The 13474-nt window shown below is 70.5% G+C and carries 10 protein-coding genes; 4 read left to right on the top strand and 6 right to left on the bottom strand.

Annotated elements, in window-relative coordinates; genetic code table 11:
- Window positions 1-65 precede the first annotated feature (65 nt).
- The 3 genes from DEJ24_RS03705 to DEJ24_RS03695 all read right to left on the bottom strand — a co-directional run bounded on the left by DEJ24_RS03705 (window position 66) and on the right by DEJ24_RS03695 (window position 3245).
- Window positions 66-1106, bottom strand: a complete 1041-nt coding sequence (locus DEJ24_RS03705; RefSeq protein WP_111077309.1) for a hemolysin family protein — start codon at window positions 1104-1106, stop codon at window positions 66-68.
- The gene (locus DEJ24_RS03700) at window positions 1103-2455 is read right to left on the bottom strand and encodes a hemolysin family protein (RefSeq protein WP_258374724.1); all 1353 of its coding nucleotides are present in this window, start codon (window positions 2453-2455) and stop codon (window positions 1103-1105) included. Before DEJ24_RS03700 ends, DEJ24_RS03705 begins: the two co-directional genes overlap by 4 nt.
- A gap of 169 nt (window positions 2456-2624) precedes the next feature.
- A complete protein-coding gene (locus tag DEJ24_RS03695) occupies window positions 2625-3245 on the bottom strand; it encodes an HAD family phosphatase (RefSeq protein WP_111077308.1) in 621 nt (206 codons plus the stop codon).
- Window positions 3246-3269: 24 nt separating this feature from the next.
- Here DEJ24_RS03695 and DEJ24_RS03690 point away from each other — a divergent pair, with 24 nt between their 5' ends.
- Complete coding sequence (locus DEJ24_RS03690) at window positions 3270-4118, top strand: ADP/ATP-dependent (S)-NAD(P)H-hydrate dehydratase (RefSeq protein ID WP_111077371.1); 849 nt, start codon at window positions 3270-3272, stop codon at window positions 4116-4118.
- Between the two features lie 102 nt (window positions 4119-4220).
- Here DEJ24_RS03690 and DEJ24_RS03685 read toward each other — a convergent pair whose 3' ends face one another.
- A complete protein-coding gene (locus DEJ24_RS03685; RefSeq protein ID WP_258374720.1) occupies window positions 4221-4943 on the bottom strand; it encodes a YceI family protein in 723 nt (240 codons plus the stop codon).
- A 67-nt stretch (window positions 4944-5010) separates the two neighbouring features.
- Between DEJ24_RS03685 and DEJ24_RS03680 the strand changes: the two genes are divergently transcribed.
- From DEJ24_RS03680 to DEJ24_RS03670, 3 genes are read left to right on the top strand one after another with little or no spacing between them, the layout of a single operon-like run.
- Window positions 5011-6303, top strand: coding sequence for a glycosyltransferase family 87 protein (locus DEJ24_RS03680; protein ID WP_220036690.1), 1293 nt, complete (start codon window positions 5011-5013; stop codon window positions 6301-6303).
- Window positions 6300-6488: a thiamine-binding protein gene (locus DEJ24_RS03675; protein WP_375334689.1), complete on the top strand. Its 189-nt coding sequence runs from the start codon at window positions 6300-6302 to the stop codon at window positions 6486-6488. Before DEJ24_RS03680 ends, DEJ24_RS03675 begins: the two co-directional genes overlap by 4 nt.
- The gene (locus tag DEJ24_RS03670) at window positions 6488-6793 is read left to right on the top strand and encodes a thiamine-binding protein (RefSeq protein ID WP_111077369.1); all 306 of its coding nucleotides are present in this window, start codon (window positions 6488-6490) and stop codon (window positions 6791-6793) included. The genes DEJ24_RS03675 and DEJ24_RS03670 overlap by 1 nt, the downstream gene beginning before the upstream one ends.
- A 212-nt stretch (window positions 6794-7005) precedes the next feature.
- On the opposite strand, the gene DEJ24_RS03665 is transcribed toward DEJ24_RS03670, so the two are convergent.
- Entirely contained in the window at window positions 7006-7290 is a 285-nt protein-coding gene (locus tag DEJ24_RS03665) for a hypothetical protein (protein WP_146242513.1), read from the bottom strand.
- Between the two features lie 793 nt (window positions 7291-8083).
- Window positions 8084-13294 (bottom strand): DUF6531 domain-containing protein, encoded by a 5211-nt coding sequence (locus DEJ24_RS03660; RefSeq protein WP_146242512.1) that lies wholly within the window; start codon window positions 13292-13294, stop codon window positions 8084-8086.
- Between the last annotated feature and the right edge of the window lie 180 nt (window positions 13295-13474).

Genomic DNA, 13474 nt, shown 5'->3' with positions numbered 1-13474 from the left:
CGACAGTCCTGCGCCGATGAGCGGGACACGACTGTCGCTTTCGCGAGGGGATTCAATGCGCTGGGTCAGCGACGCCGGGTGGCGTCCTCGACGGTGCCGATGAGTTCCTCGAGGATGTCCTCGAGGAACAGCACGCCCGTCGTCCGACCGTCCGCGTCGAATGCCCGCGCCACGTGGCGTCCGGCCCCGCGCATCGTCGCGAGCGCGTCCTCCAGGTCCATCTCCGTGTAGAGCGAGATGAGCTGGCGGATGCGCTTCGGCGGCACCGGGTCGTCGAACTCGTCCGGCCGCAGGTCGATGACGTCCTTGACGTGCACGTACCCGGTCGGGTCGCCCGCGTCGTCGACCAGGACGTACCGCGAGAAGCCCCGCTGGGCGACGGCCCGTTCGACCTCGGCGGGCGTCGCGTCCTCGTGGAGGGTGACGAGCCCGGACATCGGCACGGCGACGTCCTTGACCTTCTTCTCGGTGAACTCGAACGCCATCCGGAGCGTGCCCGAGTCGTCGGCGAGGGTGCCCTCGCGTCGGGACTGCTCGACGATCGTCTGGACCTCTTCCACCGTGTACGCGCTGACGGCCTCGTCCTTGGGCTCCACCTTGAACAGGCGCAGCACCGCGTTCGCGACCTCGTTGAGCCCGACGACGACCCAGTGCAGGCCGTGGCCGATGTACCAGAGCGTCGGGACGAGCAGCAGTGCCGCCCGGTCCGGCATCGAGAACGAGATGTTCTTCGGGACCATCTCGCCGAAGACCACGTGCAGGAACGACACGAGCAGCAGCGTGAAGACGAACGCGATCACGCCGATGACCTCGCCGCTCCACCCGGTCAGGTGCAGCGGGACCTCGAGCAGGTGGTGGATCGCCGGCTCGGAGACGTTGAGGATCAGCAGCGAACAGACCGTGATGCCGAGCTGTGTGGTCGCGAGCATCCGGGTGGCGTGCTCCATCGCCCACAGCGTCATCTGCGCGGCTCGCGACCCCTGCTCCGCGCGCGGCTCGATCTGCGAGCGACGGGCCGAGATGACGGCGAACTCGGCTGCGACGAAGAAGGCGTTGCCGCCGAGCAGCACGAACAGCCAGAAGATGCCCCACCAGTCGGAACTCATCGGGTGGCCTCCTGGTCCGTCGTGGTGGTGCGCTTGCCGTTGCCGGCGTTGCTGCCCAGGGTGTCCTCGCCGACCGGGTTCGGCGTGTACCGGATCCGGTCGATGCGCCGGCCGTCCAACCGCTCGATGCGGAAGACGCCGGAGTCGATGGCGACCTCGTCACCCACCACAGGCAGGCGTCCGAGCTCCTGCATGAGGAACCCGCCGACGGTCTCGTACGGGCCGTCCTCGGGGACGGTGACGCTCGCGCGGTCCTCCAGCTCGTCGGGGCGAAGCAGCCCCGGGAAGGTCAGCCAGCCGCGGCTCCGGACGACGTCGATGCGCGCCCGGTCGTGCTCGTCGGACACCTCGCCGACGATCTCCTCGACCAGGTCCTCGAGCGTGACGACGCCCGCGGTCCCGCCGTACTCGTCGACGACGATGACCATCTGGTAGCCGCGACCGCGGACCTCGGTGAGCAGGGTGTCGCCGGGCATGGTCTCCGGCACGCGCTCGGCGTCGGTCATCAGGGCACCGACCGGCACCTCGGCGCGCTTCTCACGCGGGACCGAGACGGCCTGCTTGACGTGCACGAGCCCGACGACGTCGTCCGCGTCCTCCTCGATGACGGGGAAGCGGCTGAAACCGGTCCTGCGGGCCAGGGCGATGACCGCCTCGGCGCTGTCGGACACGCGGATCGTCGACAGGCGCGGACGCGGCGTCATCACGTCGCTGGCGTTGAGCTCGGAGAAGGACAGCGTGCGCTCGAGCAGCGTCGCGGTGTCCTGTTCGAGCGAGCCCTCGGACGCGGACCGGCGGAGCAGTGACGTGAGCTCCTCGGCACTGCGGGCACCGGAGAGCTCCTCCTGCGGTTCGATGCCGATCGCGCGGAGGACGGCGTTCGCGGTGCCGTTGAGCAGGGCGACGGCGGGCTTGAACACCGTCGTGAAGCCGACCTGCAGCGGCACGACCAGGCGTGCGGTCTGCAGCGGCAGGGCGAGCGCGAAGTTCTTCGGCACGAGTTCGCCGAGGATCATCGACAGCAGGGTCGCGATGACGAGCGCCACAATCGAGCCCACGGTCTCGACGACGCCCTCGGCGAGGTTCATCGCGAGGAACGGCGCTTCGAGCAGCGTGGCGATCGACGGCTCGAGCAGGTAGCCGGTGAGCAGCGTCGTCAGCGTGATGCCGAGCTGCGCGCTGGACAGGTGGGTCGAGGTGACCTTCAGCGCACCGATGACGGTGCCGAGGCCGGTCTCACCGCGGTCTCGGCGGGCTTCGACGTCGGCGCGGTCGAGGTTCACGAGCGCGAACTCGGAGGCGACGAAGACGCCGGTGCCGAGCGTCAGCAGGATGCCGCCGATCAGCATGACGATGTCGACGGGGCTCACGAGGCACACCTCGGAGTCAGGCAGCTCACTGTGTGAGCGGCGGGCATGTGATGGTCAGAACTAGGAGGGTCGTCCACAATGCCTCGATGGTACCGGGCGCTTCCTCGGAGGAAGCGAGAAGGCGTCAGGAGGTGAGCCGTGCCTCCCGTCAGACGCCGGCCGCGAGCTCCTCGAGCGACCGGCGCAGCCCGGCGGCCGAGGTGAAGTGCACGCCCACCGCGCCGACGGCGTCCGCGCCGGCGGCGTTCTCCGCACGGTTGTCGACGAAGACCATGGCACTCGGCTCGATGCCCAGACGTGTGCAGGTCTCGCGGTAGATCGAGGCGTCGGGCTTCAGGACGTGTTCCTCCGCGCTCACCACGACCGTCTCGAACAGCGAGCCCATCGGGGAGCGGCGGTACGGGTCACCGAAGTCGAAGCCCGCGTTCGAGAGCAGCGCCAGCCGGGTGCCGCCGTCGTGGAGCTCCTCGACGAGGGCCAGGACCTCGGGGTCGACCTCGAACCAGCCGGTGAAGTCGAGCGCCCACAGCCGGTGCACCTCCGTCACCGACCAGGTCCGGCCGGTGCGCTCGGCGATCGCGCGCCAGTACTCCAGCACCGTCAGGTCGCCGCGGTCCAGGTCGTGCCGGAGCTCCTGGTAGACCGGGAACAGCGTGTCGGCGTCGAGCCCGGTCGCCTCGAGCAGTGCGGCACGAGCGGCGTGCGGGGTCCGGCTGATCACCTCGCCGTAGTCGAAGACGACGACACGACCAGGCAGGGACAGGCTCATGCCCGTCACCGTACCGTGGGCACGATGAACGACTTCGTCTCCGTCCGACCCGTCGACGCCGCCCGCTGGATCACCGTCCCCACCGGCGACACCTCGAAGTACCGACGCGGGGTCCTCGGCGTCGCCACCGGGTCCGCGCAGTACCCGGGTGCGGCCGTGATGGGGGTCGACGCCGCCGTGCACACCGGCCTCGGCATGGTCCGGTACGTCGGCCCGGACCGGGCCACCGACTTCGTGCTCGCCCGCCGGCCCGAGGTCGTCGCCGGCGTCGGTCGCGTCCAGGCGTGGCTCGTCGGGTCGGGGATCTCGGCGCCGTCGCTCGACGCACTGGACGAGACGACCCGCTCCGCGTTCGCGCACGCCTCGGACGACGGCGTCCCGGTCGTCGTCGACGCTGGGGCGATCCCGCTCGTCGACCTCGGGCCGCTCGCGGTGCTCACCCCGCACGCGGGCGAGCTCGCGGCCCTCCTCGGTATGTCGCGGGACGAGGTCGAGGGTGATCCGCGGTCCTCGGCCCTCCGTGCCGCGGAACGGACCGGGAGCGTCGTGCTCCTCAAGGGCGCCGACACGCACGTCGTCACGCCCGACGGCGGGGTCCGCCTGGTCGCGTCGTCGGCGACCCCCTGGCTCGCAGCGGCTGGTGCCGGGGACGTCCTCGGCGGGGTGCTCGGCGCGCTCGTCGCCGCCCGCGCCGGCACGTCCGAGGTCGGACCGGAGGACCTCGCGCACCTGGCAGCGGCGGCAGCGGTCGTGCACGGGGTCGCGGCACGTCGCGCCTCGCGGGGCGGGCCGTTCCCGATGACCTCGCTCATCGAGCAGCTGCCCGGGGTGGTGCGCGACCTCGCGGTCACGGGCGACGCGCAGGTCGACTGACGGGGTGGCGGGACGGGCCCGTCGGACGGGAGGCGCGCCGACGGGCCGGTGCCGAGCCTCCCGTCCGTCAGCCGGTCGCGCCGTGACCCGCCCGGTCGCCGGTCAGGACGACGGCGAGGCGTGCACGAGGAACTCGACCGCCCCCGCGTCGTCGACCTTCACGAAGCCCAGGTTCGGCGCCTGCACCGAGTAGTCGGAGAACGTGATCGGGACCGTGCCGGAGACGTCGACGCCGTCGCCGCTGAGTCCGACCTGCAGCGTCGCCGTCACCGGCTTCGTGACGCCGTGCAACTCGAGCGTGCCGGTCGCGCGGACCTCGGTCGTGCCGCTGCCGGTCGGGACGGCGTCGGACACCGGCTCGGTCAGGGTGAACGTCGCGGTCGGGAACGCCTGCGTGTCGAGGGCTGAGTCGCGGAAGTACGAGTCGCGCTGTGCCGAGTCGGTCGCGATGGTGCCGACCTGCACGGTGATCGTCGCCGCGCTGATCGTGGTGCCGTCGACGGTCGCCGTCCCCGTGACGTCGGACGTGCGGCCGGTGACGGTGACGTCCGAGCCGTTGAGGACCTCGTGGACGCGGTAGCCGGCCTCGGACCCGTCGCCGACCGTCCAGGTGCCGGACAGGTCCTGTGCGTCGAGCGTGGACGGAGCGCGGGTGGCGGCGACCGTCGGTGTCGCTGACGCCTTGGCGTTCTCACCGGAGGTGTACGCGCGGGTGCCGATCGCGACGGCGACCACCGCGACCACGGCGACGACGACGAGCACGACGAGCACGACCACGAGGCGGCGCCGGGGGCGGGGGGACGGGCGGTTCGGAGCGGAGGTCACCCGAGGACGGTGACACGTCACTCTCGGGATCGGCTGAGGATCTGTGCCCGGTCGGTACGCTCGTCCGGTGCGCAGGAACCCGTGGCCCGAGATCGTCGTCTTCGGGGTGGCGTTCGTCACGGTGCACCTGGTCCTCTGGTACCTGACGCTGGTCGTGCCGAACCAGCCGATCGGTGACGTCACCATCACCTACCGACGGTGGATCGAGTCGGGGCAGTCGTCGCACTTCTGGGTCGGCATCGACTCGGCGTGGGTGTACCCGATCCTGGCGATCGTGCCGATGGCGGCCGCGGCCCTCGGCGGCACCGCGTCGATCGGCACCGGATGGCTGCTGCTCATGGTGCTGTTGAACGCGGTCGCGGCCGCGGTGCTCTGGCGCTTCCGGGCGTTCGGCGTCCGGGTGGTCTGGTGGTGGCTGGTGTTCCTGCTGGCCCTCGGACCGATCGGCCTCGGACGGATCGACACCGTCGCCACCGCGGTCGCACTGGTCGGCGTGGCCTTCGTCGCCGCACGACCGGGGATCGCCTCCGCGGTGTTCACCGTCGCGGCCTGGATCAAGGTGTGGCCGGCGGCCCTGGTCGGGGTGCTGTTCGTCCTCCGCCGCGGGCGTCGTGTCGAGGTCGTCGCCGGTGCGTTCACCGTCACCGGGCTCGTCGTCCTGGTCGACGTGCTGTTCGGCGGCGCGGCACACCTGCTCTCGTTCATCGGCGAACAGACCGGTCGTGGGCTGCAGATCGAGTCACCGCTCGCCACCCCGTTCCTCTGGGCCGCCGCTGCCCACGTTCCGGAAGCGGCGGTCTTCTACGACCAGGAGATCCTGACCTTCGAGGTGTCCGGTGCCGGGACCGCCGTCGCCGCGGCGCTGTCCACCCCGCTCATGGCGGTCGTCGTCGTCGTCGGGGTCGTCCTCGCCCTGCTCGCTGTGCGCACCGGTGCTCGGCAGTCCCAGGTGGCACCGGTCCTGGCGCTCCTGTTCGTCGCCGCGCTCATCGCGACCAACAAGGTCGGATCGCCGCAGTACATCGGGTGGTTCGCCGTCCCCGTGGTGTGGGGGCTCGTCGCCGGACGGGGGAGCGCCTGGCGGTTCCTGCCCGTCGCCGCAGCGATGCTGCCGACGGCGTTCCTCACGCAGCTCGTCTACCCCGCCTACTACGACCAGGTGCTCATGGTGCAGCCCTGGATCCTCGTCGTGCTCTCGGTGCGGAACGCGCTCGAGGTCGCGGTTCTGGTCTGGGCCGTCGTGGTGCTCGTCCGGCTGTGGCGGCAGGGGATCGAGCCACGGGCCTCCCGTCCGGTCGGCGACCCGACGCACGCGGATCCGTCGCGCATCAACGTGCAGCGGGGCAGGATGGGGACATGATCGTCGCCTTCTCCATCGCTCCGTCCGGCGGACCCGCCGCAACCGAGGACGGCTCCGTCCACGACGCCGTCGCCGCAGCCGTGCGGGTCGTCCGCGAGTCCGGCCTGCCGAACCGCACCTCGTCGATGTTCACCGAGCTCGAGGGCGCGATAGCTCAGAAGAGTACATGGAAGGGTGGTCTGTGATGTTGGTCGCGTTCAGCGTTTCGCCGAGTGGCAACGGCCGAGAGGACGGCTCCGTGCACGACGCAGTCGCGGCGGCCGTCCGAGTGGTCCGCGAGAGCGGGCTCCCGAATCGCACGACGTCAATGTTCACAGAGGTTGAAGGGCCCGACTGGGACTCCGTGATGGACGTTGTCAAGCGTGCGACGGAGGCCGTCGCGCCGTTTGGAAGCCGGGTGTCGCTCGTCTTGAAGGCGGACATTCGACCCGGGTACTCTGGCGAGCTCGACGCAAAGGTTGAGCGCCTCGAAGCCGCGATCGAAGACTAGAGCAGCGGCCTACGTGAACAGGCCGAGGCAGCCGCTGACAAGGGCGACAGCCGCGCCCAGGAGGGCTATAAAGAGCCCCCTCGGTCCGCCGGAAGGCACGGAATATAGGCCGGAGCCCTTCGGATCCTCGCGCCTCCGTCCGCGGCATGCATCTATCGCCCCTGTTACGGCGAGGAGAGCGCCCGCGATTGTCAGAACGGCGAGAAGAACAGTCATGCGGAATCCGTAGCTAATGCGCGGTGCCTCACAGCGGCAGTGCGCCAGACCCACACCTCCAGCGGGAGGCCGTCGGCCCGGTCCCAGCGGACGAGCACGGCGGCGGGCGTCTGCGAGACGCGACCCCCCTCGACGCGGAAGAGCCCCTCCGGCGTCTGCACGTAGGCGTGCACCGGGAGGAGTCCCGCGCCGAAGACGGGGCCGCCGTACGCCTCGGGGGAGAGGCTGAAGGGCGTCGCGGTCACGGGCGGGACGAACCGGTCCGATCGTCGCTTTCCCACGGCGGGGAGTCTGCTGGGGACCGCCGACGCCGGAACGACGAAAGGCCCCCATGCGCAACGAGCGGATGAGGGTCTTCGGAGGTGTCGCGCTAACGGTGGTCGGCGTCAGTGCTCGCGAGGCTCGTGCGCAGCGATAGCGCGTCGCGCTGTCAGTCCGGTGCAGTCCGAGGCCAGGGGTTCAAATTTTGCCCAGGACTCGACGCCAGGGCGTGGCGGTCGCGAGAACGGGCCGTGGTCGCCGGCTGCCCCGGTTCAGGTCTTGGCCGCGACCACGGACCGGATCACCACCGCGCCGATGCGCGGCGTGGCCGCCGTCGATCGTCACTTCTGATGAAGATCGGCGGTCAGGTTCGCAGTCAAGTCGAAGACGTCCTGTGGAACACGTAATCGGGTCGTGGTGCCTCGACTGATCGCACGAAGAAGCCGAGGTCGTCGCCATCGCGGACCGCCCTGCGCACGAGGAAGTCGTTGTACTCCAGCCAGAGTTCGCGCGGGTTCCCGTCCGCCAGCCGCCATGAACCGGAGAAACTCACCGAGGGGCTGCCGTCTCGGCAGCCGGGAGGGCTTCCCGCGGCGATCTCAAGCCGACATGCGAGCGCTCGTGGCAGATCCTCCGCGGTGTACGTGTGGTCCGCTGCCAGAGTGAAGCGCGCTGGCGACGCCCCGTTCTCGGCTTGGAGCTGCCAAGAGCCCACATAGTCCTTTGGGGCGGGCTGCGACTGAATCGTGCACCCGGTCAGGGACACGATGAGTGATGGGAACAGCACCAGCCGCACCGCTCGACGCCAATCCACTATTGCACTTCCTCTTTCCAAGTGAACCGCTCGGTCACTCGCGACATCGGGCCGTGGTCTCCTGCCATTCGATTGAGATCTTCGTAGCTGAAACCGGGAAGCCCCCGGAGGAAGGAGCCCAAAGTTGTCTCATTGGTTGCGGTGTACTCGACAACGGCAGGTCCATCCGCATCGCGACTCACAACACGCGCCTCGACTTCGTACGAGCCGAGCGCGAGAAGCGTTCGATTCTCCTCCGGAGCGATGGGCCACGTGGCGACCGTCACGAGGTCTCGTACGAAGTTCGGATTGTCGAGTCCGGGGGACTCAGCGTTGTAGCCGTATCCGGATGCCACCGGCTCGCCAGCCTTCAAGTCACGGATGATGTTCTTACGTTGGTCTGCTGGCAACTGCTCTCGCACGGCCTGTGTCATCTTGCTGTCCGACCCGTACAACAGGGTCCTCGGCGACGTCCCCGTTGCCCATCCGAAGAGCATCTCACCCTGCCCGCTCGTCAGAACCGTCCCGGCGTAGAAGTCCGCCGCCATACCGATGGGGATCCCGATCAGGGGCATGGGGCTCAAGAGCCCGAGCAAGAACCCGGGACCTGGCGAGGGGTCGAGGAGGGACATCCCGAGCAGCCAAGACAGCGCGTGCGAAGCATGGACGTCCCCGTCCATCGCGAACGCGCCGTTGTTCGAGAACCGATGCGCGATGCCGAGGAGCCCTTGGCGCCCGGCACCGTAAGCGGCCAGCTCCGCGTCCGTGATCGGGCGGAGGCCAGAAGGGTCGATCTGGTTCACCGGGTCGTTGCCGGCGTACGAGTACGGGTTGTCAGACCACGCCGCACCCACCACCGCCGGCAGCGGGTCGGGCGAGAGGAACGAGCGCACCGATGGGTCGTACATGCGCGCGCCCGTGACTTCGAGCCCGCCGACCACGACCGTCCCGGTCGGGCTGACCCCGATGCCGTCCGGGAGGCCCGCAGTCGTGACTGCGTCCGTCGCCGTCCACGGGTCCGCGCGCTGTGTCGAGCGCGCACGACGCCACCCGGACGGCTTCCACGTCCCGTCGACACCCAGGAGGCCGGGTGCCGTGATGACTGGCACGTCGCCGACCGACAGAAGAGTCGCCACCGGTGTCGTCAGGTCCCAGCTGAGCGCGGTGCCGTTGACCTCGGCGAGTTCCCCGAGGGCGTTCACCCAGAGGTCGGTGCGGTCGCTGTCGGTGCCGTCCTCGCGCACGACGGTGCGGAGATGACCCAGCTCGTCCCAGGCGTACGACATCGTGAACTCGTCCGACTCGGCTCGGACTCGCCGTCCGAGGCCGTCGTACGCGAACTGGACGACTGAAGGAGCGTCGCCGTGGCGTTCGGCCTGCAGGAGCGCTCCGGCTCCGTCGTGCGAGTACGAGTACCGCTCAGCGGCCCGCTGCTCGTCGACGAGCCGACCGGATCCGTCGTAGCTCCAGGTCGACACCGAGGACCCTTCACGGGCGGCGAGGAGCTGCGAGGCCGTGTCGTACTCGTAACGCACGGCCTCGCCGTCCGGAGCACGGACGGCTGTCAGACGCCCGCGGTCGTCGCGCTCGAGGACGGTCTCGCTGCCGTCGGAGGAGTGGCTGACGAGGAACCCGTCCTCGTACTCCCACGCCTGGGCGAGCGCTCCGGCGAGAGCGCCGGTCAGGCGACCGTCTTCGTCATGCCGGAACGTCGCCTCCGGGAAGTCCGACCGACGGATGGCGGTCAGGACGCCACCGCGACCACGGTCGAACTCGGTCCGCACCCCGTCCGGGGAGATCACTGCGCGCTGGTTGCCCGCGGCGTCGTACTCCCACCGGGTCGTCGTGCTCCGACCGGCACGCGTCGTGGTGCGTCGGAGGAGCTCGCCCCGTGCTCCGTACTCCAGACGGTGGACGGTGGGCGTGCCGTCGGGATGCGTCAGGTCGTTGATCGTCACCGACCGTTCGTCGGCGTCCCGTGCGATGCTCGCGACGAGTCGGTCGTCGTGACGCACCTCCGACAGCCGACCGGCCGCATCGCGCACCCAGGTCGTCGTGCGTCCGTCGGGGTCCGTTCGGGTCGACAACCGTCCGGCCGGGTCCCGAGTGGAGACGACCGTCCGGTCCAACGGGTCGGTCGTGCTCGACACCTGACCGAGGGGCGTGTGGTCGGTGCGGGTGCGCTCGCCGGAAGGGGCCGTCGTCTGCGTCACCTGTCCGACGGCGTCGTGATCGAACGCGGTGGTCCGACCGAGTCCGTCGTCGACGGCGACCATCTGACCGGCGGCGTCGCGAGCGATCGTGCGCCGTCCGTTCCGGGGGTCGTCGATCCAGGTCAGTCGCCCGGCCAGGTCGTGGCCGTATCGGGTCGTACCCACACCGGGGACGTGCTCCCGGACGAGCCGACCACATGCGTCGTACTCGAACACGGTGACGGCACCGGACGGCTCCACGCGCTCGACGAGGCGTGAGTCGGCGTCGTACCGGAGCGTGGTCCGGCCGCCGTCCACATCGGTCCACGCGGCCAGCCGACCGCAGGCGTCGTACTCGATCGCTGTCCGGTCCCCGAGCGGAGACGTCCCAGCAACGACACGGTTCGCGAGGTCGAACTCGAAGGACGGAGCAGACGGTGACCCGTCGACCGACGGGCCACCGTCGACCAGCTCGACCACGGACCGGACGCCGCTGGGGTCGACCCGAGCAGTCGGCCGCCCGACGACGTCTTGTTCCCGGAGCCATCGGCCTCCTGCCGGGTCCGAGACCTCCTGCAGTCGCGAGAGTGCGTCGTGCAGCAGGTCCCAGCGCGCGCCGTCCGGCAGGACGACCGCGCTGAGGTTGCCGAGACGGTCGTAGCGTAGCTCGGTCGTCCGTCCGAGTGGATCGGTCGTGCTCGTCACGTCGCCGCTCGGACCGTGTTCGTGGGTCGTCCTGCCACCGAGCGGATCGACGACGGCACCGATGCGGCCACCGGCGTCCCGCTCGAACGTCCACACGGCGCCGGCGGGATCCTCGCGGGACGTCACTCGGCCGGCGTCGTCGTAGGTGAAGCGGGTGCGGTGCCCCAGCGGGGTGGTGGTCGCCGCGACCCGACCGGCCGGGTCACGGTCGATCTGGATCGTGCCGCCGAGTGCGTCACGAACGGCGACCAGGTCACCGGCGCGGTCGTACTCGTAGGCGACGACGACGCCCGCAGGGTCCTCCATCCGGACGAGCAGGTCGTCGTCCCACGTCAGGGCGAATGCGGCTCCGCGCTCGTCGGCGACGACCGAGGGGAACCGGGCGGACGGCCCGGCGTGCTCGAACGTGACGAGCCGGCCGTCGCGCTCGATCCGCCGCACGCGGTCCTGCTCGTCGTAGGACACCGTCGTGTCGGTGCCGTCCGCGGCCACGGTCTTGACGAGCCGACCCTGGTCGTCGTAGGCGTGGACGGTGACCGAACCGTCACGAGCGGTCGACGCTACGAGGTTCCCGTGTTCGTCGTGGCTCAGGGACTGCCGGTGACCGTCGGCGTCGACGATCCCGACCACCCGTCCGTGCCGGTCCGACATCCACGTGTTCGCGTTCGCGCCGTCCTCGTCGGAGACGGAGGTGACGCGTCCGGGCAGGTAGGCGAAGCGCAGTGTCCGGCCGTGCGGGGTTGCCTGGCGGAGCACCCGGCCGTGCTCGTCGTAGGTGTTGACGCACTCGACGACGCCGTCCGCTGCCGTGACCCGCTCGATCCGGCGGTCCTGGTCCCACGTGTACGACCGGGTGCCACTCGGACTCGTCGCCGTGGCGAGCATCCCGTCGGCGTCGTACTCGTACGTCACCGTGCGGCCGTCCGACGACCGGGCCGAGCGGACCAGACCGTCGGCGTGGGCGAAGGCGACGGCTCGTCCGCGGCGGTGCTCGAGCCGGACCAGTCTGCCGTCCCGGTCGCGACCGGCGGTGACCGCAGCTCGGTCCCCCGTCCCGGAGGCGAGCCATGCGCCGGTCATCGCGAACGACCACCAGGCTCCGGCGTTGTCACGGACGACGAGCACCGTCCCGTCCGGGGGCGTACTCGACGCAGCCCCGGACACGGCTGCGGGTTCGGTGGCCAACCACAGGTTCTCACCGACGGCCCGGACACCCGAGGAGCCCCGGGTCGGGAACGTGATCCGCCGACCGTCGTCGGTCACCATCGCGATGTGGTCGTCGAGGAGTTCGAGGCGCATGTCGAGCACGGATGACCACCCGGGGCCGAACGCCCCGCCGACGGTGTCGAAGGAGTTGTAGGTCCGGCTCAGGTCGAGCGCCGTCGCGCCCCCGGCGAACGCGAGGTCGTGCTCCACCTCGATGAAGTTGCCCGTCGCGGTGTTCACCGGATCGGCCGCGAAGCCGCTGGTGGGCACGGCGCCGAACAGCGTGGGCTCACCGAAGTCGAGGTCCGTCCTCGTCCGGTTCACCCCCGCCGCCTGCAGTGCTGCCGCCAGCGAACTGTCGGCGACGCTGACGACCGCGCCGCCCGCACCGGCGGACTCGAAGGCAGCAGCGACCGTGTTCGCCCAGCGCACGTCGCCGCCGTTCGCGTCCAACCAGGCGCGGAAGCCCCGTACCACCGGTGCTACGTCGACCGTCCCGAAGTCGCAGGTCCGCGCGAAGGAGGCCATCGCGCTCTCGATGCGCCCGGGCAGGGCGCTGAGGTCACCGTCGAGCGATGCGGACCCCGACGCGAACGACCGGAGGCTCTCCGGTCGTGCGGACGAGACTCCGCCCCCGCTCCCCGGACCGGCTCCGGGGGACGGCGTGCTCCTGGCCCGCGGGGCGTAGCTGGTGTCCGGGAAGGTCGGAGCGTCGAGCTTCCCGCTGCTCGGTGGTGGTTCTTCGCCGAAGACGTGGTCCCACATGCTGTCGACGGCGTCCGCTCTCCGGGCGACCACGCGGTCGCGCCAGGCTCGGGCTGCGCGCCGACGCATGTTCTCCTCGCGCGCGGCGTCGCTCAACCGGCGGATGCCCTGCGCGATCTCGCCGAGCTTGGTGCTCAGTTCGCGCGAGTCCTCGACGGCGATCGCGGCGTTCGCGCGGAAGGTCTCGGCGAATCTCCCCGCGAAGTCCGTGCTGCCCAGCAGCACCAGCGCACCTCGGGAGGGCGTCTGGAGGCTGATGGACGTCTTCGCGGCGTCGCAGGCCCGTGCGACCGCGTCGGCTGCTGGGAAGTCGTACGTGAGGTCGGGCAATGCGAATGCCGACAGGTCTGTTGGTGCTGTCACCGTTGTTTTCCCCCCATGGAAAGCGGCGTGTCCACCCAGAACCTAACGCAGCCGTGTCGGCGCCGCTCGGACGGACGGAACCCCACAGGTGATCGCCAGCGCCGTGTACCGCCCGGTGTGGGTCGGCAGACACGCCGCCGACGTTCCGGCGATGTCGGCGGTCGGGTGTGTGCTGGGTCC

The sequence above is a fragment of the Curtobacterium sp. MCPF17_001 genome, from assembly GCF_003234615.1.
Classification (GTDB): Bacteria; Actinomycetota; Actinomycetes; order Actinomycetales; family Microbacteriaceae; genus Curtobacterium.
The sequence above is the reverse complement of the archived record's forward strand: the minus strand, read 5'-3'. Positions and strand labels throughout refer to the sequence as shown.

Coding starts and splice junctions, on each gene's coding strand:
- DEJ24_RS03705 (WP_111077309.1), bottom strand. CDS start 1,106: ATGAGTTCCGACTGGTGGGGCATCTTCTGGCTGTTCGTGCTGCTCGGC.
- DEJ24_RS03700 (WP_258374724.1), bottom strand. CDS start 2,455: ATGCTGATCGGCGGCATCCTGCTGACGCTCGGCACCGGCGTCTTCGTC.
- DEJ24_RS03695 (WP_111077308.1), bottom strand. CDS start 3,245: ATGAGCCTGTCCCTGCCTGGTCGTGTCGTCGTCTTCGACTACGGCGAG.
- DEJ24_RS03690 (WP_111077371.1), top strand. CDS start 3,270: ATGAACGACTTCGTCTCCGTCCGACCCGTCGACGCCGCCCGCTGGATC.
- DEJ24_RS03675 (WP_375334689.1), top strand. CDS start 6,300: ATGATCGTCGCCTTCTCCATCGCTCCGTCCGGCGGACCCGCCGCAACC.
- DEJ24_RS03670 (WP_111077369.1), top strand. CDS start 6,488: ATGTTGGTCGCGTTCAGCGTTTCGCCGAGTGGCAACGGCCGAGAGGAC.